Here is a 19,098-nt window from a genome sequence, read left to right on the forward strand (position 1 = left end):
GTCAGGATGGGTTCATGACACTTCCCGTGCTGATCGACGTCGAAGAACTGTCCGCTCTCATCGAGGCCGGCGCTGCGCCGCGATTGCTCGATGTCCGATGGGCGCTGAGTGATTCGAACGGCGAGCAGCATTTTCGCGACGGCCATATTCCCGGCGCGGTCTTCGTGAACCTCGACGAGGAACTTGCCTCGCCGCCGTCGCCGGACAAGGGAAGGCATCCGCTGCCGAGTCTCGAAGACCTGCAGGACGCTGCGCGTCGTTGGGGAATCGACGACGGTGATTCGGTGGTGCTTTACGACGCCACCGGCAACACGGCCGCTGCCCGTGGTTGGTGGCTGCTGCGGTGGGCCGGGCTCTCGGATGTCCGACTGCTCGACGGCGGGCTACAGGCCTGGGAGTCCGCGGGACTGCCGTTGGCGGCCGGTATCGGTGAGTCGGTCACTCCGGGCAATGTGACTTTCACCGGCGGCAACATGCCGACGGTCGACATCGACGGCGTCGGCGACTGGACGCGTGCGGGCGGTGTGCTTCTCGACGCCCGAGCGGGGGAGCGGTACCGCGGCGAGGTCGAGCCGATGGATCCCGTCGCGGGGCACATCCCCGGTGCGGTGAGCGCGCCGACCGCGGAGAACATCACCGGCGACGGGCGGTTCCTGGATGCGACCCGCCTGCGTGAGCGGTTCGCCGGACTGGGCGCCGGAGACAGTGTCGCGGTGTACTGCGGATCCGGAGTAACTGCAGCGCATGAGATTGCGGCACTCGCGATCGCCGGTTACGACGCGACGCTGTTCCCGGGCTCGTGGTCACAGTGGTCGAACGACAGCACTCGCGCCGTCGACACCGGAGCCTGAGTCAGCTCTTGGTGCGATCGATGAATGACGGCACGAGAAACCACAGTGCCGTGAACATGATCGCGGCGCACGCTGCCAAAACCTTTGCGGCAACTCCGCCGACGGCGACCTCGGCGATCAACAGGACCGTGCCGGTCATGGAGGCGGCCAGAAAGGCTATGCCGCACAGGGCGAATCGGTTGGCCACGGGCAATATGTTCTCGCGGTGCCCACGGCGGAAGAGCATGCGATGCCAGACCGCGGGTGCCATCAGGAACCCGAACGAGATGGCAACAAGTATCACCGTCACCAAGTGGATGCCGCGGATGTACGCCGACGCTTCCTCGTAGCGTTCGGTGAATGCCACGGCCAGCAGGAAGGCAAACAGGATCTGAACACCAGAGAGCGCGACGCGCAGTTCTTGCAACAACTCGTTGAAGTTCCGCGCGAGTTGTTGAGGTGGAGTCTCCCCGGTCTCGTTCACGGCGACGTGGTTCCTACGCCCGTGAGTATTCCGACGCTCGCTGGATCTGCTCCGCGCTCGGACGCACGCCGGTGTAGAGCACGAACTGTTCGGCGGCCTGAAGGGCAATGACCGACGCTCCCGTGATCGCCGTCTTGCCGAGTTCGGTCGCCAACGCGATCAGTGGCGTGTTCGCAGGCATCGCGACGACGTCGAAGACGACATCGGCGGCGCGCACTGCTTGTTCGGGGAACGACAGTGCATCTGCTTCTGCGCCGCCGGACATACCGATCGGAGTGGCGTTGATCAGCACACCGGGACGAAGCTCGCCGAGTTCGGCCTGCCAGTCGAAGCCGTACTGCTTCGCGAGCGACGACCCCACTTGCTGGTTGCGGGCGATCACGGTGACGTCGGTGAATCCGGTGTCGCGCACCGCAGCGACGACTGCTTTTGCCATGCCACCGCTGCCGGCGACAGCGACGGACAGGCTCGTGTCGACCTCGTTGTCACGCAGCAGATCGGCCACCGCCTGATAGTCGGTGTTGTAGGCGTGCAGCACTCCGGACTCGTTGACGATCGTGTTCACGGAGTCGATGGCGCTGGCCGAATCGTGCATGACGTCGATGTGCTCGATGACCTGTTCCTTGAACGGCATCGACACCCCGCAGCCTCGAATCCCGAGTGCTCGGATGCCGCCGATCGCGGCTGGCACGTCTTCGGTGGTGAAGGCTTTGTAGACGAAGTTCAGGCCCAATTCCTCGTAGAGGTAATTGTGAAACCTCGTGCCGATGTTGCTCGGTCGCCCGGAGAGCGACATGCACAGGAGCGTGTCCTTGTTGAGGTCGACGGTCATTGTCCCCACTCTAATCGCGAGTTCGGCGTAGTTCTTGATAGACGAGTGCACCCATCCGGATGTCCCGCAGCGCCGAATGTCGGGTATCCGATCGAAGCACCACTCGCACCGACAGAGCCGAGACGACATGGTCACACAGAACATCGACGAGCACCCGAGCACCGAATCTCGTCCACCGCGTCGTAGATGGGCTGCTCACGCGATCTCCGGAGTGTTGGCCGCGGCTGTCGTCCTGGGCGTCGGTGAACTGGTGGCGCTGCCGATCAACCCGGATGCGTCGCCCTTCTACGCAGTTGGCGCGACCACCGTCGACCGAACCCCGGCGTGGGCTCGCGAGTTCGCGATCGACACCTTCGGCACCAACGACAAGCCGGCGCTGTTCATCGGAATGTCGATATTGATCGTTCTGCTCGGTGCGGTGGCCGGGCTGTTGGAACGGCGACGCCGCCCGATCGGCAGTGTCATCCTCGTTCTTCTGGGCGCGGTTGGTGTGTATGCGGCGATGCAGCGCCCGACTGCCGATGCGATGTACGTGTTCCCGACGCTGGTCGGTGTGGTGGCGGGCGTCGCAACCTTGCGGTTGCTGATCACGCAACTCGAGGTGCCGCTCTCGCCTGGCGTCGCCGACTCGTGGTTGCCTCGTCGTCAGTTCCTTCTGCTGGCAGGTGCGGCGTTGGCAGTGGCTGCGGCAGCGGGTGCCGCCGGGAAGTTCGTGGGGCAGAGAATCGCCGGAGCAGTAGCGAATCGTGAAGACTTTGTCGTGCCCACTGCCGCTGACCCGGCGCCGCCGATTCCGGCGGGTGCGGACATCGCGATTGCGGGTGCGTCGACGTACATCACGCCCAACGACGACTTCTATCGAATCGACACTGCACTCCTCGTTCCGCAATTGACGACGGATTCGTGGGAACTGCGGATTCACGGAATGGTGGACCACGAGATGACGTTGTCGTTCGACGATCTGGTGGCGCGAACGCCCATCGAGCGAGTCATCACGCTGACGTGTGTTTCCAACGAGGTGGGCGGCGTTCTGGCCGGGAACGCGAAGTGGATCGGTTATCCCATGAAGGACCTGCTCGACGAAGTCGGTGTCCATCCCGACGCCGACATGCTCCTGTCGACCAGCGTCGACGGCTTCACAGTCGGCACCCCGGTCGAGATAGTCACCGACGGACGTGACGCGATTCTCGCCGTGGCGATGAACGGTGAGCCGTTGCCGTTCGAGCACGGCTATCCCGTTCGGCAGGTAGTTCCCGGCCTGTACGGTTTCGTCTCCGCCACCAAGTGGGTGACGGAGTGGGAACTCACGCGTTTCGACAAGGTCGAGGCCTATTGGACCCAGCGCGGTTGGGGTGCGCAGGCACCGATCAAGACGTCCTCGCGTATCGAGGTGCCGGCAGCTTTGGCGCCGATCGAGCCGGGCCAGGTGCTGGTGGCGGGAACGGCCTGGGCGCAGCATCGCGGGATCGAGAAGGTCGAGGTTCGCGTCGACAACGGCGAATGGCAACCGGCGACACTGGCGCAGGAGTACTCGATCGACACCTGGCGTCAATGGTCGTGGATGTGGGATGCAGGCTCAGGTTTGCACACCGTGCAGGTCAGAGCGACGGATTTGGACGGGAACGTTCAGGTGGAAGAGCGCACTCCGCCGATTCCCGGTGGAGCCACTGGATGGCATACGAGGTCGTTCACCGTGAAGTGACAGGTAGATCCGAATGGGATTCGGTATACAGGCGGACGACGCACTGGGCCATCCATCCAGCGATCAGCGTTCGCAGGCCGAAGTCGAAGGTGTCGTCGGTTCGCAGTGGGTTCGCGRCCTCACGCGTGACCTCGCTCGGGTTGGAGGATTGAGTCCACGCGACATCCGGCGTCGAGAGTTTCACGACGGATCCGAGAACCAGACTGTCCAGCGTGGAAATTGCGTGACGCGTATCGGTCGAATCGAAACCCCCGTCCGAAAATGCTTGAACGAGTGCAGTATCAATATCAAAAGTTACCTCGGTGCGGACGCTGCGTGTCATGAGTAGCGGGATGAGGCGCCAATGTTCGACGGCAGCTCGGCGATATGCCCACCCCCACGCGCTGATCCGTTCGCTCCATCCTGCGGGTGGGTGGGGGACAGAGATCGACGACATCACGCGGATGCGCATGAGTTCGACGATCTCGGATCGACCCGAAATATGTGTGTAGAGCGAAGACGGAGTCACGTTCAGTTGCTTGGCGATCCCGGGCATGGTGAAGTCGCCGGTTGCGTCGACAGCATCCAGAGCCGCGTCGGTGATGTTTCGCGTGGACAGTATCGGCTGAGTGGGACGCGGCATCGATTCTCCTGGTGAGGGATTCGTCGGCAATCTCGGACTTGATCGATTGATGACAACTCCTTGATTTCGGGAGCCGGTATGCATCATACTAACCGAACCCTATTCGGTATGTCGGCGGAATCTTCCGGCGATCGGTACACGTCGGAGGAACATTCAATATGTCTGTCGTATGGCTGACCGGTGCAACGATCATCGACGGCACGGGCGCCGACCCGATCGAGAACTGCGCTGTTGCCGTGGAAGATGGCCGCATCAGTGCACTCGGTGGAACGCCGCCCGCGGGGGCGGAGGTGCTGGACTGCACCGGGCTGACAATCACGCCCGGCCTCATCGACGCGCACGTTCATCTCGGTGGATCGAGCGATCTCGCACCGAGCCTGCGGCGTCAGATCTCGGTAGCCGAGCTCGCTGCAGACATGTTCGCGACCTGCGCATCGACCCTCGACGGGGGATTCACCACTGTTCGTGACTGCGGCGGAATCGACGGTGGACTCGCCGGAGTTGTCGCCTCGGGCAAGATTCCGGGTCCGCGGATCATTCAGTGCGGCCCGATCCAGTGCCAGACCGGTGGACACGGACACCTGGCGGCCGAGTGGGAGCCGACTTCGGACTGGTCCGATCATGACATCCCCGGATTGCGTTGTATGTCTCTGCTTTCCGACGGTCCGCTCGAAATGCGAAAGAATGTTCGCGAGACGTTCCGCAGGGGTGCGGACTTCCTCAAACTGTGTGTCACCGGGGGAGTGGTATCCACTCATGACAAGCTCACCGATACCCAGTTCACGGTCGACGAGATCGAAGTTGCCGTCGAGGAAGCCAATGCGCGCGGTACCTATGTCACGGTGCATGCCCACAACAACGAGGGAATCCGAAACGCTGTCACTGCCGGCGCGAAATGCGTCGAGCACGGCTCAGGTATCGACGACGAGACTGCCAAGTTGATGGCCGAGCACGACGTCGCGTTGGTGCCGACGTTGGCTGTGGTGCAGGCACTCTCGGACAGCGCGGCGTCAGCAGGTCTACCCGAATCGATTTCGGCTCGGATCGGCCAGATGATGCAGGGTCAGATCGACGGGCTTCTTGCTGCTCGAAATGCCGGCGTCAGAGTGGGATTGGGATCGGACCTCATCGGTACCGATCAAACAGGCCGGGGGATGGAGCTAGTCCTGCGCGCCAAGGTCGAAACCCCGATGGACGCATTGGTTTCCGCTACCCGGATCAACGCCGACATTCTCGGCATCGCCGACGAGGTCGGCACCATCGAAGTCGGCAAGTTCGCCGACCTCGTTGCGTTCCGCGGCAATCCGTTGACGGATCCGTCCATCTTCGCCGATCGTGAGCGCATCGCACTCGTCATTCAGAGCGGTCGAGTGGTGAAGGACGGCCGGTAGCTCAACAGCGAGTGGTGAGTTCTGTCAACGCCGAGTGATCCGCCCGGCTGACCGGTAAGCCGTAGGAAATCGCGACGGTCAAGTACTTGCCGGCGTAGAAACATTGGTATGCAGGATTGGGCGGCAACCACTCACCGGGCGTGCTGTCGCCTTTCGACTGGTTGTCGGGGCCGTTGACGGCCAACAGGTTCAGTGACGTGTCGTTCGCGAACCTCATCCGAAGCGCGGGCGTCCAGGAGTTCGCGCCGAAGTCCCAAGCCGCGGCGAGTGGGAAGACGTGGTCGATCTGGACGGACTTGGCCTGGCTGCGTTCGAATTCGATGCGATCACCGGAGTACGGGTCGGTCATCGCGCCCGACAGTACGACGCAGTCACGTGTTCCCGGTTTGAACACCACGTCCGAGAGATCTTGGGCCAGAACGTTGTTGCGGGTATCGCACCCGTCGTGGCCGCCAGGTGCGTCCTGGTCGTCGGACCAAGCGGGGCCGAAGACGCAGGCCTGGCCGTTACCGCAGCCGCGCTCGTATCCACCCGGATGTGGTCGGTTGTCGACAATCGCGGTCCGGGACAGCAGCTCTTCCAGTTCCGATCGTGTCGGGCTGCCCGGGGCCGAATCGAGACGCTCGTCCCCGAACCATCCGCAGGACGCGACGAGACATACGAGCGCGAGCGTCGACAGGATCGCAGATAACCGTGCAACCACCTGTGCCCCCGTCCGTCGTAGACGGTGATTCAACGCCGCCCGTCGTAGACCGTGATTGAACCATCGGGGGCCGACAGAAATCAGCCGAACTCGATCACCACTTTGCCGGCTGAATGGCCGTCTTCGACTGCAGCGAGCGCTTCCCCAGCGCGGGAGAATGGGTAACGGCCGGACACGGACGGGTCGAGGGTCCCATCGGCCACGAGTGCCGCGACCTCCGTGAATACTGCTGTAGTTCTTCGGCGTTCGACACCACCGCCGCCGAGTCGGCTCGCCGCCAGAGGATCGGCGATGCTCAGGATCGGCGCGTCCGATCGGGCGAGCTCAGCGCCGCGAGTGAGAGTGTCCCCGCCGACCAGGTCGAAAACCGCGTCCACTCCGTCTGGGGACAACGCGGACACTTCGCCTGCGAAGGCGTCTCCCGACGCAACCCACCGTGCTCCCGCTCCCTCGATCGCGGTTCGCTTGGACTCACTCGCGACGCCGATGACGTCGATGCCGCGAGACACCGCAAGCGCGGTCGTGCTTCGACCAACGCCGCCGCCGGCACCGAGGAGCAGGAGTGTTGCCCCGGGTTTCAGATCCAGACCGTGGAGAGCGTCGTAAGCCGTTCCCGCCGCAACCGTCAGCACCGAGGCATCGGCCCAGGACACGGTCGGCGGCTTGTGTGCTGTCGAGGAGACGTTGAGCAATGTCGACGCGGCGTAGCCGCCGAAGCCGGTAGCGGTAGCGCCGAACACTTCGTCGCCGACCTCGAACTCGGTGACCCGCGGACCTACTCCGATGACAACACCGGACACTTCGCGGCCCAGAACCGCAGGCAGCGTCACCGGGACAGTATCTTTTCGAGTACCCGCGCGAACTTTCCAGTCAGCTGGGTTGACGCCCGCCGCTCGGACCGACACCAGCAGTTGGCCGGCACCCGGTGGGGGCAGGGTGACGTCGAAGTAGGACTGTGTGTCGGGTCCGCCGTACTCGGTGAAGCCGTATGCCGTCGTCATGACTGCCAGCCTATTGCCCAGCCAGATCGGAAGGACGGTCCGGAAGGGTGGTGACGAAGAGCGGTGTCGGTGGCACCTGATTGGATGGTCGGATGCTGCATGGACTCTGGTCACCGGGATCGGGGCTCAAACTGTGGGTCGACGGGCACGACGGTGCCGGAACCGACGATCCGCGAGATCCGGTCAGTGCTGTCCTGCATCGTAAGTTCCGTCATCGTGTGAATGTCGCTATGCCGCCCGTGCCTGGCGGGCCTTTGCAGAGTGAGTACGCAAGTGTTGCGTTAGCGCCGCCGGACGCAGTCGATCTCCTGCTGCGGTTCAAGGCCGACGACCAGCGAATCGCGGGAGACCTGCACTTTCTCGTGCACGTGGCGCGAGGAATCGACCGTTGGGTGCGCGCCGGCCGGGTGGTGCCGGCGCTGACGCGAGCCGAGGGTAGTTGGTGGCCGCGGTGGCAGTTGTCGGTGGGGGAACGCCAGCGCGCCTGGATCGGCGAATTGGTAGTGGCCATGCCGCCGGTGCAGCGGGCGGTCGGCTCGCCGAGGGCGACGATCGAAGACATCACGAACGAACTCACGGACCCGATCGTCCGTCGTGTTCTCGGTGACTCGCATCCGGTGGTGCAGACCCCGCTGTGGCAGGCCGTGTTGTCCGGGGACGCTTTCGACGACGTGTCGGTACGAGCGGCCGAGGGACTCGCCGAATGGGGGTCGACGTTCACCGCCGGAGAGCCGGACCTGGTTCTGCGGCTGATCGAGCCTGAACTCGACGATAATTCCGATCCGGACGACGATGCGCTGTGGCGTCTGCAAGTGTGTTTGCGTCCCGAAGGTGAAGCGCCCGAACGTATTCGACTGCACCGGGCAGATCCCAAACGTATCCAGCTCGGCAGCCGCAAACTCGAAGAGGCGATCAAGGCTTACCCACGTTTTCGCGACGTGCCGCGCGACGAGGACAGTCTCGACCTGTTGCTGCCCACTCCTGTCGTGATGGACCTGGTCGGACACGGCGCGATAGTCCTGCGAGAGCGAGGGATCACGCTGCTGCTTCCGCGTGCCTGGAACGTGGTGTCTCCATCCCTGCGTGTGCGGGTGACCTCGGCGGCGTCTCCGATCGTTGCGGAGAATCGTACGGTCGGTATGGACCAATTGCTGGAATACGATTGGGAATTGGCGCTCGGAGACAAGGTGCTCACCGCCGAGGAAATGACCCGACTGGTCGATGCGAAGTCCGATCTGGTCCAGTTGCGCGGCGAGTGGGTTCAGGCGGACAAAGACGTCCTGGCCCGCGCGGCTCGTTTTGTCAGTCAGCGGCATTCGAGCGGGGACCGAGCGATTGTCGATCTGATCAAGGATTTGATCGCCGACGACCTCAAAGACCTGCCGGTCGAGGAAGTGAAGGCAACCGGATGGGCTTCGGCACTGCTCGATCAGTCGGTAGCTCCGCGGCAGGTCGCGGTACCGTCGACGGTCAACGCGACTTTGCGTCCGTATCAACGACGCGGTCTCGACTGGTTGGCGTACATGAGTGCCCTCGGGCTCGGCGCGATTCTGGCCGACGACATGGGTCTGGGTAAGACGCTGCAACTGTTGGCGTTACTTGCGCACGAGAAGTCCGAGACAGCAACACTTTTGGTGTGCCCGATGTCGGTCGTGGGAAACTGGCAGCGTGAAGCGGCGCGATTTGTGCCGAGCTTGCGCGTCTACGTTCATCACGGTTCGGATCGCGCTACCGGGGCGGAGTTGGAACAGGCAGTTCGTGAGAGTGATCTGGTGATCACCACCTACGCGCTCATGACCCGCGACGTCGCGGCGCTCAAGGATCTCGACTGGCGGCGCGTGGTGCTTGACGAAGCTCAACACATCAAGAATGCCAAGACATCTCAGGCCCGCGCTGCTCGCAGCATTCCTGCGGACCACCGCGTTGCTCTGACCGGAACGCCGGTGGAGAACCGGCTGGACGAGTTGCGGTCCATCCTCGATTTTGCCAATCGCGGGGTACTCGGCTCTGAGCAGATGTTCCGCAAACGGTTTGTCGTACCGATCGAGCGGGAAAAAGATCAACTTGCCGTCTCGAGACTGCGAGCCGTCACGTCCCCCTTTGTGCTGCGACGGGTCAAGACCGATCCCTCCGTGATCGCGGATCTCCCGGAGAAGTTGGAGATGACGGTTCGAGCGAATCTCAGTGAGGAACAGGCGGCGTTGTACCGCGCCGTGGTGGACGAGATGATGGCGCAGATCAAGGGAACGGAAGGGATGAAGCGCAAAGGCGCCGTCTTGTCTGCGCTGACCAAACTCAAACAGGTGTGCAATCATCCGGCGCACTTCTTGCGTGACGGTTCGCCGGTGATGCGCCGCGGGCAACACCGTTCGGGAAAGCTCGGACTGGTCGAAGATATCGTCGAGTCGGTCATCGGCGACGACGAGAAGGTTCTGTTGTTCACACAGTTTCGTGAGTTCGGCGAATTGGTGGTGCCGTACCTGGCCGACCGGTTCACCACCGAGGTTCCGTTTCTCCACGGCGGAGTGTCCAAGGCTGGGCGCGACGCAATGGTCGAGGCATTCCAAGGTGAAGGCGGCCCGCCCATCATGGTGCTCTCGCTCAAGGCCGGCGGCACGGGTCTGAATCTCACGGCGGCCAACCATGTGGTTCACCTCGACAGATGGTGGAACCCGGCGGTAGAGAACCAGGCGACGGACCGTGTATTCCGCATCGGTCAGAGAAAGAACGTTCAGGTCCGCAAGATGGTGTGCGTCGGAACTTTGGAAGAGCGAATCGACACGATGATCGCGAGTAAAAGTGAACTCGCCGAACTTGCAGTCGGGACCGGTGAGAACTGGGTGACGGAGATGAGCGTCGAACAATTGGACGAGTTGTTGCGACTCGGCGACGACGCGGTGGGCGAATGAATCCGCGCGGCAAAGGCCCCGATTTCAGCGAATACACCGGGCCCCGGCGGCGGGCACCCGCGCCGGTCAAGCCTCGTCCAGCGTTCGGGAGAACGTTCTGGGGCAAGGCTTTTGTCCGCGTCGTCGAAGAGATCGGCGACAAACCTCGTGTCACGCGTGGGCGAACGTATGCGCGTTCGGGTCATGTTTTGGCGCTCGACATCGAACCGGGAGTGGTGACGGCCGAGGTTCAGGGCAGCCAACTTCAACCTTTCGTTTCCACGCTGTCGATCGACACTCTTGATCAATCGGATATCGACGACATCATCACCAAGATCCGCCGAGTGCCGGGAAGCCTTGCCGCGCTGGTGTCCGGCACTGTCCCGGACATGCTTGCTGCCCAACTGATACCGGACGGCCCGTCGGCTTTCCGTTTCGACTGCACCTGCCCCGATGACGGTTGGCCGTGCAAACACGCTGCGGCCGTGGCGTTCTTGACTGCCGAGCGGATCGACTCCGATCCGCTGAGGTTGCTGAGACTTCGCGGGGTCGACCTGGAGCAGCTGATCGGGGGAGTGGAGGACGAGTCGACTGTTCCGGTAGACGTCGAGAATTGGTTCGGAATCGCTGCTGCCCTCCCCGCGCTACCGAAGGTGCAATTTCGACCGGCGATAGACGATCTGGATATCCGCCGTCTGCGTGAGGCGGTGGCGGCACTGGGATTGGACATGGCTCAGCAGAACGTCGCCTTGGACGAAATACGGTCCATCTACCGACGGTTGGACGGTTGAAATCGGACAACTCCGGACTGATGCTAGTTTCCTACCGTGAATTCCAGTATCGTTAATTGGACCGGTCCGGTCGGGACCTGCCCGCGATTTCAGATCGTTATCGTCGGCGAATAGACGACTATTCATTTCTCGGAGGGACAGTCGCTGTGATGCCCGTTCATTTGCGCGACAGCGCAATACCCAAACATGAGCAGTTGCGCACCATTCTCCTGCGCAAGTGCACCCAAGAACTCCAGCCTGGTGACTTGATGACCAGCGAGCGAAACCTGATGCAGGACTACGGCGTCAGTCGGATCACTGTTCGCGAGGCCATCGGCCAGTTGGTCAATGACGGACACCTCGTGCGTGTGCGTGGCAAGGGCACCTTTGTCGCGCACCGCGCTGTCCAGTCCAAGCTGCACCTTGCGTCGTTCACCGAGGAGATGAGGGCCCAGGGGCATCACCCCACCACAGTGGTCCTGGTCAGTGAGCAGGGGCCGGTCCCCGAAAGCACTGCTGCCGCACTGAATATGAGACCGGGTTCCGAGGGGTATCACGTCAAGCGCTTGCGCCTCGCCGACGGCGAGCCGGTGAGTGTGGACGACGGCTGGTTCAATCCGGAACTGTTGCCTGGTCTACTCGACATGGACTTGACGGGTTCGATCTACCGGGCGACCGCTGACAAGTACGACAAGCCGATCGACCGGGCAGAGCAGACTGTCAGTGCAGATGGTGCCAGTACGGAGATCGCGACTCTCCTCGGCACTCGTAAAGGCGCTCCGGTTCTGTACTTCGATCGAGTGTCGTTCAGTGAGATAGCACCGGTCGAACACACTCGCAGTTGGTACCGATCCGACCGCTACCAGTTGCAGATGGAAGTCCAGGGCCAGGCGCGGCCCAAAACGCGCGGCGACCAATAGCCATCGTTCGAAACGAAAGGGGGGAAGGGGATTCGACGGTGTCCGGTTTGGAATCCATTACGACAACCGGGCAGATCGCCGAGTAGCCGGTCGTGTCGATGTGCGCTGGATCGAAGCTGACAATGGGATCACCCGCATCGACGGTGTCACCCTCGGCGGCGATGAGCGTGAATCCGTCGCCTTCGAGCTTGACCGTGTCGATGCCGATATGGACCAGCACGCCGGTGGCCTTCTCGCCGAAGATCACAAACGCGTGGGGGTGCAGTTTCAGGATCTTTCCGCTGATCGGCGCCACGACCGTGAGCGGGCCTTGACCGCGGGCGGGTTCGATCGCGACGCCCGAGCCGACCATCTGCTGAGCGAACACCGGGTCCGGGACGTCCGCGAGTGCGACGACCCGGCCGGGCAGCGGGGCGAGGACGACCGTCACAGGATGTCCTCGATGTCCTCGGCAAGGGTGTCGGCCTCGGGCCCGACGATGACCTGGACAACCGTTCCGGCTTTGAGCACGCCGTGTGCGCCGGCAGCCTTGAGAGCGGACTCGTTCACCTTCGCTCCGTCCTTGACCTCGGTACGCAGGCGGGTGATGCAAGCCTCGATCTCGACGATGTTCTCTGCGCCGCCGAGGCCCTTGATGATTGCTTCCGCTTTCGACATTTGCTGCTCCTGATTGTCGGGTTGGTCGTGATCGTTGAACGGTCGTACAGGTGGGCTGACTAGTTGCTGGTCAAGGCTATCCCGGTTACGTATGTCACATTTGGGTGTTGACAACTCGCCTCGACCAGGTAAAACTACAACTGGTTATGACCGGACAGTACCCGTTGGAAGTCCGGCTCCACAACAGTTTCGACAAAACGGTTTTGCCCTCACTTCCGAGCATGAACCGTGACCTGCATTTTCACGAAACCTGCACGTGCACGACACCCGAATTTCCAGAACCAGCGGCCGATCGCGACGCGGCCCGGCGAACGAAGAAGGTCCTTGATGACTCTCGAAGACACCCCGAAGAAGGAATCGAAAGTGTTCGCCGGGGTTCAACGCCTCGGCCGAAGCCTGATGCTTCCGATCGCCGTTCTGCCGGCTGCGGGAATCTTGCTCCGCCTCGGCCAGGACGACCTGCTCGGGCGATTCAGTTCGATGCACAGTGCTGCTGCAGTGATCTCTGCAGCAGGACAAGCAGTCTTCACGTGGCTGCCGCTGATCTTCGCCGTCGGTATCGCGATCGGCTGGGCCAAGAAGGCCGACGGCTCGACTGCCTTGGCAGCCGTCGTCGGCTACATGGTGATCGACGGAGTGTTCAAGGCCATGTCGCCCATCGTCCTCGAAGGGAAGACCGACCCGAACGGGGATCAATCACTGATCAACTACGGTGTGCTCGCCGGTATCGTGATGGGCTTGCTGTCGGCGATCTTGTGGCAGCGGTTCTATCGAACGAAGCTTCCCGATTATCTCGGATTCTTCAACGGGCGCAGGCTCGTTCCCATTCTGACAGCGATCACAGGTCTCGTCGTCGGTGTCCTGATGGCATTCGTGTACCCGTTGTTCAACTCCGGATTGAACTGGGTCGGTGAAGCAGTTGCTTCCAATACCGTTGTGGGCGGCGGCATTTACGGCGCAGCGAACCGCCTCCTGATCCCCACCGGCTTGCATCACATCTTGAACTCCGCCGTGTGGTTCCTGATCGGCGACTACCAGGACGCGAGCGGACAGATCGTTCGCGGTGACCTCAACCGGTTCTTCGCCGGCGACCCATCTGCCGGCACGTTCATGACCGGCTTCTTCCCGATCATGATGTTCGCCCTCCCCGCTGCAGCCTTCGCAATCTGGCGCAACGCCAAGCCTTCTCAGAAGAAGCTCGTCGGCGGCATCATGCTCTCCACCGGCCTGACTGCTTTCCTCACCGGTATCACCGAGCCGCTCGAATTCTCCTTCATGTTCGTCGCGTGGCCGCTGTACGTCATCCACTCGCTCCTGACCGGAACGTCGATGGCCTTGGTCAATGCGCTGGGGATTCACGACGGATTCACGTTCTCCGCAGGCTTCTTCGACTACGTGTTGAACTTCGGCAAGGCAACCAACGCATGGATGTTGATCCCGATCGGACTCGGCTACGCCGTGATCTACTACTTCCTTTTCAGCTTCGTCATCAAGAAGTGGAATCTGCGCACGCCGGGACGAGAAGAAGAGGTCGAGGTGGCCGCAGGTGAGCCCGACGCCGCGCTGCTCGAGGCCGAACTGGCACTGGCTGCCGAAGGTGACAGCCGCACCGACGCCCCGCTCGTCGCCGAACTGGAAAACAAGCTCGACAAGGAACTGGGAGGACGCTGATCATGGCGATCGCAACCACGACAATCGGATCCCGAGTCGGGCTCCACGCACGACCCGCAGCGCTCTTCGCGCGCGCCGCGGCCGACCTGCCGGTCGACGTCACCATCTCGCTGGGCGACGGCGAACCCGTCGACGCCTCCAGCATGTTGTCTGTCATGACTCTCGGAGCCGCATTTGGGGATTCGGTGACGTTGCGTGCTGACGGTGACGGCGCCGATGCTGCGGTCGGTTCGCTCGCAGAGCTTCTCGCCTCCGAACTGGACGAAGCCTGATGACGGCGAGTGTGGACAACCGCATCGCGGGTATCGGAGTGAGCGCGGGTTCGGTCTGTGCGCCGTGGTTGCGATTCTCCACGCCTGAGCCGACTTCGGCGTCGGACCCGATCACCGGCAGTCCCGAGGCGGAGCTGATCAGGATCCGTGAGGCACTGGACGCCGTCGCGGAGGAACTGCTTTCGCGTGCAAAGACAGTCGAGGGCGTATCGGCGGAGATCCTGACGACGTCGGCTGCGATGGCGCGCGATGCGGGCATCGTGAAGGCGGCCAAGGCGAACCTGGAATCGGGGCTGCCGACTGCACACGCCGTCGCAGTTGCCTTCGACGCATTCTGTGAAAAGCTCACGGCGCTCGGTGGGTACATGGCCGAGCGGGCAACGGATTTGCGCGATCTCGGGCAGCGAGCCGTGGCCGTTCTTCGCGGGGAACCGATGCCAGGAATCCCCGCTCCCGGTCATCCGTACATCCTGGTGGCGCGCGACCTCGCTCCGGCAGATACAGCGACGTTGGGCAACAGTGACGTGGTCGGATTGTTGACTGCCGAAGGAGGTCCGACCAGCCACACCGCAATCTTGGCGAAGTCGCTCGGAATCCCGGCCGTGGTCAACTGCTCGGGAACCGATCTGCTGGCGGAGGGAAAACTCCTCATCCTCGACGGCACCACCGGGACGGTCACCATCGATCCCTCGGCAGAAATGCGCGAGCGCGCTGTCCTCGAAGCATCGTTCGTGGCAGAGCAGTCAGCTTCGGCACATGGTCCAGGACGCACGCGTGACGGGTTTGCGGTGAGGTTGTCGGCCAACATCGGAACCCTCGAGGACGCCGCGCGGGCCGGGGCGGCGGATTGTGAGGGCGTCGGACTGTTCCGTACCGAATTCTCGTATCTCGGGCGCCACGACGCACCTTCGGTGGAGGAGCAAGCGCAGACGTATGCGTCGGTGCTCGGGCACTTCGCCGGACAGAAGGTGGTGGTCCGCACTCTCGATTCGGGTTCGGACAAGCCGTTGCCGTTTCTCGATCTCGGGGTCGAGGAGAATCCGGCCCTTGGTGTCCGCGGGCTCCGTGTCGGCACGGTCTATCCCGACACCCTCATCAGTCAGCTCGACGCCCTCGCGGCGGCAGGCACCGCGACGGGCGCCGATCTGTGGGTGATGGCGCCGATGGTAGCCACTGCCGACGAGGCGAAAGACTTTGCAGAACTTGCGCGTTCGCGGGGGATCGGCAAGGTCGGAGCAATGATCGAGATTCCAGCTGCAGCGTTGCGAGCGAAGGATATCCTCGAGCACCTCGATTTTGTCAGTATCGGCACCAACGATCTGAGCCAGTACACCTGCGCCGTGGATCGTATGGCCGGAGGCCTGGCGCAACTGCTCGATCCGTGGCAGCCGGCGGTCCTCGATCTGATCGCGATGGTCGGTCAGGCGGGCGCCGACGCCGGGAAACCTGTTGGTGTGTGCGGAGAATCCGCGTCGGACCCGCTGTTGGCTCCGGTTCTGGTCGGTTTGGGCGTGACGAGTCTGTCGATGTCGGTCCCGGCATTGGGCGCAGTTCGCGCGCAACTGGCCTCTCTCGATCTGGCGGTGTGCAAGGACATGGCCGCTGCGGCGCGGGGCGCGCGAAACCCGCTCGAGGGTAGAGCAGCTGTCGCGCGGATTCGCGAGTCAGCATGAGTACATCAGGCTCGGCTGCTGTCGGCGATCCGCTCGTACTGCGGGGAACGGTGATCGGATCTCCGATTGGCAAGATTCACGACGGAGTTGTGGTCGCGGACGGTGAGAAGATCAGCTGGGTCGGCTCGGCTGCGGACTACGTGGCGTCCGCACCGGTCGTCGTCATTCCGGAACGCACCGACACGGTGATCATGCCCGGCCTGATCGATGTGCACAGCCACGGCGCAGCTGGTGCTGGTTTCCCGAACACCGACGCCGATGGTGCGAGCCGCGCTGCGGCGCACCATGGTGAGCACGGCACGACCGGAATGCTGGCCAGCCTGGTCTCTGCACCGCGCGCAGATCTGGTCCGACAAGCAACGATGCTCGCCGATCTGGTCGAACGCGGAGAACTTCTGGGTATCCACCTCGAGGGGCCGTTCATCAACGGCGTTCGCTGCGGTGCCCAGGATCCGGCGGCGATCGTGCCCGGCGATCCGGACCTTCTCGAAGCCGTCTGTGACGCTGCGCGGGGGACCGTGCGGTCCATGACCTTGGCGCCCGAGACCGAGAACTTCGAAGAGTTGCTCGCGATCATGCGTCATCGCAATATCGTGCCGAGTTTCGGTCACACCGATGCGGACGCGGCAACGACATCGGCGCGCATCGATGCTGCGGTGCAAGGGGATTGGGCCGGTCAGATCAGCGCAACCCACCTCTTCAACGGGATGCCGCCCCTGCACCATCGATCTCCGGGTCCCGTCGCGGCGTGCCTGGCGGCTGCCGCGAGAGGCGAGATGGTGGTGGAACTGATCGCAGACGGTGTGCATCTTGCGCCCGAGACCGTGTCGATGGTCTTCGACGCTGTCGGACCGGACCAGATCGCCTTGGTCAGCGATTCGATGGCCGCGGCCGGAATGGACGACGGCGACTACCAACTCGGTGCGCTCGACGTCACGGTTGCCGAGGGAGTGGCAAGACTCGCGACCACTGACGGCAGTTCCGGTGCCATCGCCGGAGGGACTGCAAGATTGCTCGACGTGCTTCGCAGCACTGTCTTCGACGGCGGGGTCGCGCTGGAAGACGCTGTCGCAGCGGCAACTCGGAGCCCTGCGCGTCTGCTGGGGCTTGGCGACCTGATCGGATCGCTGGCCGTGGGCTGCCGAGCCGACATCGTGGTCACCGATCGTCACTTGCGCCTGGGGCATGTACTACTCGGCGGAAAAGCCGCCGGAAAGGAAAAATCATGGAAATCGTAATTCAGCCGACACCCGCGGAGGTCGACTCGACCGTCGCGGACATCGTCGAAGGCTACGTCAGAGCCGGGGCGACGACGCTTGGGCTTGCAACGGGGTCGTCGCCGATCGGAACCTATCGTGAACTGGCAGCGAGGCATCGCGATGCCGAACTCGACTTCTCGCTGGCTCGGGCGTTTCTGCTCGACGAGTACCTGGGATTGCCGAAACGCCATCCGCAGTCGTACTACTCGGTGATTCGGTCGGAGTTCGTCGATCACGTCAATCTGGATCCGGCGATAGTGTCGAGTCCCAACGGTGAAGCACCGTGCCCGGAGAAAGAGATCGCACGATACGACCAGAGCATCGCGGCGGCCGGGGGAGTGGACGTGCAGTTGCTCGGCATCGGCACCGACGGTCACATCGGCTTCAACGAGCCCGGATCGTCGTTGACTTCGAGAACTCGCGTGAAGACGCTGACCGAGCAGACCCGGATCGACAACGCACGGTTCTTCGACGGGGTGGACGACGTCCCGCACCACGTGCTGACCCAGGGTCTCGGAACCATCAGCGATGCAAGGCATCTGGTGATGATCGCGACCGGAGAAGGTAAGGCCGATGCGATCGCCGCTGCCGTCGAAGGTCCGTTGTCTGTGTTCTGCCCGGCTTCGGTGATGCAATTGCATCGCCATGTCACCGTCGTGATCGACGAAGCTGCGGCCAGTTCGCTCAAACTTGCCGACTACTACCGGTATGCGCTCGAGCACAAGCCGTCGTGGCAGTCCTTCTGACATGACGGTTCTGGAGCTGGCGGTGCAGGACGTGCGGGGGGCGAGGATCGCACGTTCGGTAGGAGCGACTCGAGTCGAGTTGTGTGCGGCGCTCGGTCCGACGGGGGGATTGACGCCAAGCATCGGAGTGATCGAGGCAGCGTCGGAAGTGGGGATCGCGGTTCACCCGCTGATCCGTCCGCGCGCCGGAGGTTTTGTGTTCTCACCCGACGAAGTGTGGGTGATGGAGCACGACGTACGTGYGGCCGTGGCCGGTGGAGCTTCCGGCATCGTGGTCGGCGCACTGACAGAAGACAATACGATCGACACCGTCGTGCTGCGTCGCATCATCGGATGCGTGGACCGTGCGAGGGTCGAGGTGACGGTACATCGTGCGATGGACGTGGTGGCCGACCGACTGACCGCGCTGGACGAACTGATCGACCTGGGCGTGACCCGCGTGCTGACGTCCGGGGGTGCGGATACCTGCAGCGAGGGTCTCGACGAGATCGGTCGCATGGTCGAACATGCCGCGGGCCGGATCCAGATCATGGCCGGTGGCGGAATAACCGTCGACGACATCCCGGCAATCGCCGCCGTCGGCGTCGATGCGGTGCATCTCTCGGCACGCAAGGTTGTCGCGGGGTCCGGTGGCCCGGGCGGGGGATCGGACGGATACGACGTCACCGATGCAGTAG

At 63.0% G+C, this 19,098-nt stretch carries 18 protein-coding genes and 1 pseudogene; 12 read left to right on the plus strand and 7 right to left on the minus strand.

What is annotated here, in order from left to right:
- Nucleotides 1-14 precede the first annotated feature (14 nt).
- Nucleotides 15-851, plus strand: a complete 837-nt coding sequence (locus AC1DWA_RS22670; protein WP_019749225.1) for a sulfurtransferase — start codon at nt 15-17, stop codon at nt 849-851.
- 1 nt (nt 852) lies between these two features.
- Here the strand turns inward: AC1DWA_RS22670 and AC1DWA_RS22675 are convergent, their stop codons facing one another.
- Together AC1DWA_RS22675 and AC1DWA_RS22680 are read right to left on the minus strand one after the other, a co-directional pair.
- The gene (locus tag AC1DWA_RS22675; protein ID WP_003941357.1) at nt 853-1,314 is read right to left on the minus strand and encodes a DUF6328 family protein; all 462 of its coding nucleotides are present in this window, start codon (nt 1,312-1,314) and stop codon (nt 853-855) included.
- Between the two features lie 13 nt (nt 1,315-1,327).
- Nucleotides 1,328-2,146, minus strand: a complete 819-nt coding sequence (locus AC1DWA_RS22680) for a shikimate 5-dehydrogenase (protein WP_029538385.1) — start codon at nt 2,144-2,146, stop codon at nt 1,328-1,330.
- Nucleotides 2,147-2,273: 127 nt separating this feature from the next.
- Between AC1DWA_RS22680 and AC1DWA_RS22685 the strand changes: the two genes are divergently transcribed.
- A complete protein-coding gene (locus AC1DWA_RS22685) occupies nt 2,274-3,848 on the plus strand; it encodes a molybdopterin-dependent oxidoreductase (protein ID WP_019749223.1) in 1,575 nt (524 codons plus the stop codon).
- Here AC1DWA_RS22685 and AC1DWA_RS22690 read toward each other — a convergent pair.
- Complete coding sequence (locus tag AC1DWA_RS22690; RefSeq protein ID WP_477917058.1) at nt 3,835-4,470, minus strand: TetR/AcrR family transcriptional regulator C-terminal domain-containing protein; 636 nt, start codon at nt 4,468-4,470, stop codon at nt 3,835-3,837. The two genes, AC1DWA_RS22685 and AC1DWA_RS22690, sit on opposite strands and share 14 nt — an antisense overlap.
- A 158-nt stretch (nt 4,471-4,628) precedes the next feature.
- On the opposite strand from AC1DWA_RS22690, the gene AC1DWA_RS22695 reads away from it, so the two are divergent.
- Nucleotides 4,629-5,861: a metal-dependent hydrolase family protein gene (locus AC1DWA_RS22695; protein ID WP_019749221.1), complete on the plus strand. Its 1,233-nt coding sequence runs from the start codon at nt 4,629-4,631 to the stop codon at nt 5,859-5,861.
- A gap of 1 nt (nt 5,862) precedes the next feature.
- Here the strand turns inward: AC1DWA_RS22695 and AC1DWA_RS22700 are convergent, their stop codons facing one another.
- Nucleotides 5,863-6,564: an HNH endonuclease family protein gene (locus AC1DWA_RS22700; RefSeq protein ID WP_019749220.1), complete on the minus strand. Its 702-nt coding sequence runs from the start codon at nt 6,562-6,564 to the stop codon at nt 5,863-5,865.
- An 80-nt stretch (nt 6,565-6,644) separates the two neighbouring features.
- Nucleotides 6,645-7,565, minus strand: coding sequence for an NADP-dependent oxidoreductase (locus tag AC1DWA_RS22705; protein WP_019749219.1), 921 nt, complete (start codon nt 7,563-7,565; stop codon nt 6,645-6,647).
- 92 nt (nt 7,566-7,657) lie between these two features.
- On the opposite strand from AC1DWA_RS22705, the gene AC1DWA_RS22710 reads away from it, so the two are divergent.
- From AC1DWA_RS22710 to AC1DWA_RS22720, 3 genes are all read left to right on the plus strand, one after another.
- On the plus strand, nt 7,658-10,474 hold the full coding sequence (locus tag AC1DWA_RS22710; protein WP_019749218.1) for a DEAD/DEAH box helicase: 2,817 nt from the start codon (nt 7,658-7,660) through the stop codon (nt 10,472-10,474).
- Nucleotides 10,471-11,244, plus strand: a complete 774-nt coding sequence (locus AC1DWA_RS22715; RefSeq protein WP_182262384.1) for an SWIM zinc finger family protein — start codon at nt 10,471-10,473, stop codon at nt 11,242-11,244. The genes AC1DWA_RS22710 and AC1DWA_RS22715 overlap by 4 nt, the downstream gene beginning before the upstream one ends.
- 149 nt (nt 11,245-11,393) lie before the next feature.
- Nucleotides 11,394-12,143, plus strand: coding sequence for a GntR family transcriptional regulator (locus AC1DWA_RS22720; RefSeq protein ID WP_019749216.1), 750 nt, complete (start codon nt 11,394-11,396; stop codon nt 12,141-12,143).
- A gap of 22 nt (nt 12,144-12,165) precedes the next feature.
- On the opposite strand, the pseudogene AC1DWA_RS22725 reads toward AC1DWA_RS22720, so the two are convergent.
- Both AC1DWA_RS22725 and AC1DWA_RS22730 read right to left on the minus strand, forming a co-directional pair.
- A pseudogene (locus AC1DWA_RS22725) lies at nt 12,166-12,573 on the minus strand (PTS sugar transporter subunit IIA); the annotation flags it as partial.
- Complete coding sequence (locus AC1DWA_RS22730; protein WP_003941324.1) at nt 12,570-12,800, minus strand: PTS sugar transporter subunit IIB; 231 nt, start codon at nt 12,798-12,800, stop codon at nt 12,570-12,572. The gene AC1DWA_RS22730 and the pseudogene AC1DWA_RS22725, both read right to left, overlap by 4 nt.
- Before the next feature lie 327 nt (nt 12,801-13,127).
- Between AC1DWA_RS22730 and AC1DWA_RS22735 the strand changes: the two genes are divergently transcribed.
- The 6 genes from AC1DWA_RS22735 to AC1DWA_RS22760 all read left to right on the plus strand — a co-directional run.
- Entirely contained in the window at nt 13,128-14,471 is a 1,344-nt protein-coding gene (locus tag AC1DWA_RS22735) for a PTS transporter subunit EIIC (RefSeq protein ID WP_019749213.1), read from the plus strand.
- Nucleotides 14,472-14,473: 2 nt separating this feature from the next.
- Nucleotides 14,474-14,743 carry an HPr family phosphocarrier protein gene (locus AC1DWA_RS22740; RefSeq protein ID WP_019749212.1) on the plus strand — a complete coding sequence of 90 codons (270 nt, stop codon included), beginning with the start codon at nt 14,474-14,476 and terminating at the stop codon, nt 14,741-14,743.
- The gene (gene ptsP / locus AC1DWA_RS22745) at nt 14,743-16,416 is read left to right on the plus strand and encodes a phosphoenolpyruvate--protein phosphotransferase (protein WP_182262383.1); all 1,674 of its coding nucleotides are present in this window, start codon (nt 14,743-14,745) and stop codon (nt 16,414-16,416) included. The genes AC1DWA_RS22740 and ptsP overlap by 1 nt, the downstream gene beginning before the upstream one ends.
- Nucleotides 16,413-17,654, plus strand: a complete 1,242-nt coding sequence (locus AC1DWA_RS22750; RefSeq protein ID WP_477846144.1) for an N-acetylglucosamine-6-phosphate deacetylase — start codon at nt 16,413-16,415, stop codon at nt 17,652-17,654. Before ptsP ends, AC1DWA_RS22750 begins: the two co-directional genes overlap by 4 nt.
- Nucleotides 17,642-18,421 (plus strand): glucosamine-6-phosphate deaminase, encoded by a 780-nt coding sequence (gene nagB / locus AC1DWA_RS22755; RefSeq protein WP_477846145.1) that lies wholly within the window; start codon nt 17,642-17,644, stop codon nt 18,419-18,421. Before AC1DWA_RS22750 ends, nagB begins: the two co-directional genes overlap by 13 nt.
- 1 nt (nt 18,422) lies before the next feature.
- The coding region (locus tag AC1DWA_RS22760; protein ID WP_477917060.1) for a copper homeostasis protein CutC at nt 18,423-19,098 on the plus strand (676 nt) is incomplete at its 3' end.

This window comes from Rhodococcus sp. P4_F3_2 (assembly GCF_056401335.1).

Coding starts and splice junctions, on each gene's coding strand:
- nagB (WP_477846145.1), top strand. CDS start 17,642: ATGGAAATCGTAATTCAGCCGACACCCGCGGAGGTCGACTCGACCGTC.
- AC1DWA_RS22715 (WP_182262384.1), top strand. CDS start 10,471: ATGAATCCGCGCGGCAAAGGCCCCGATTTCAGCGAATACACCGGGCCC.
- AC1DWA_RS22685 (WP_019749223.1), top strand. CDS start 2,274: ATGGTCACACAGAACATCGACGAGCACCCGAGCACCGAATCTCGTCCA.
- AC1DWA_RS22710 (WP_019749218.1), top strand. CDS start 7,658: ATGCTGCATGGACTCTGGTCACCGGGATCGGGGCTCAAACTGTGGGTC.
- AC1DWA_RS22735 (WP_019749213.1), top strand. CDS start 13,128: ATGACTCTCGAAGACACCCCGAAGAAGGAATCGAAAGTGTTCGCCGGG.
- AC1DWA_RS22720 (WP_019749216.1), top strand. CDS start 11,394: ATGCCCGTTCATTTGCGCGACAGCGCAATACCCAAACATGAGCAGTTG.
- AC1DWA_RS22680 (WP_029538385.1), bottom strand. CDS start 2,146: ATGACCGTCGACCTCAACAAGGACACGCTCCTGTGCATGTCGCTCTCC.
- ptsP (WP_182262383.1), top strand. CDS start 14,743: ATGACGGCGAGTGTGGACAACCGCATCGCGGGTATCGGAGTGAGCGCG.
- AC1DWA_RS22740 (WP_019749212.1), top strand. CDS start 14,474: ATGGCGATCGCAACCACGACAATCGGATCCCGAGTCGGGCTCCACGCA.
- AC1DWA_RS22670 (WP_019749225.1), top strand. CDS start 15: ATGACACTTCCCGTGCTGATCGACGTCGAAGAACTGTCCGCTCTCATC.
- AC1DWA_RS22730 (WP_003941324.1), bottom strand. CDS start 12,800: ATGTCGAAAGCGGAAGCAATCATCAAGGGCCTCGGCGGCGCAGAGAAC.
- AC1DWA_RS22695 (WP_019749221.1), top strand. CDS start 4,629: ATGTCTGTCGTATGGCTGACCGGTGCAACGATCATCGACGGCACGGGC.
- AC1DWA_RS22705 (WP_019749219.1), bottom strand. CDS start 7,565: ATGACGACGGCATACGGCTTCACCGAGTACGGCGGACCCGACACACAG.
- AC1DWA_RS22750 (WP_477846144.1), top strand. CDS start 16,413: ATGAGTACATCAGGCTCGGCTGCTGTCGGCGATCCGCTCGTACTGCGG.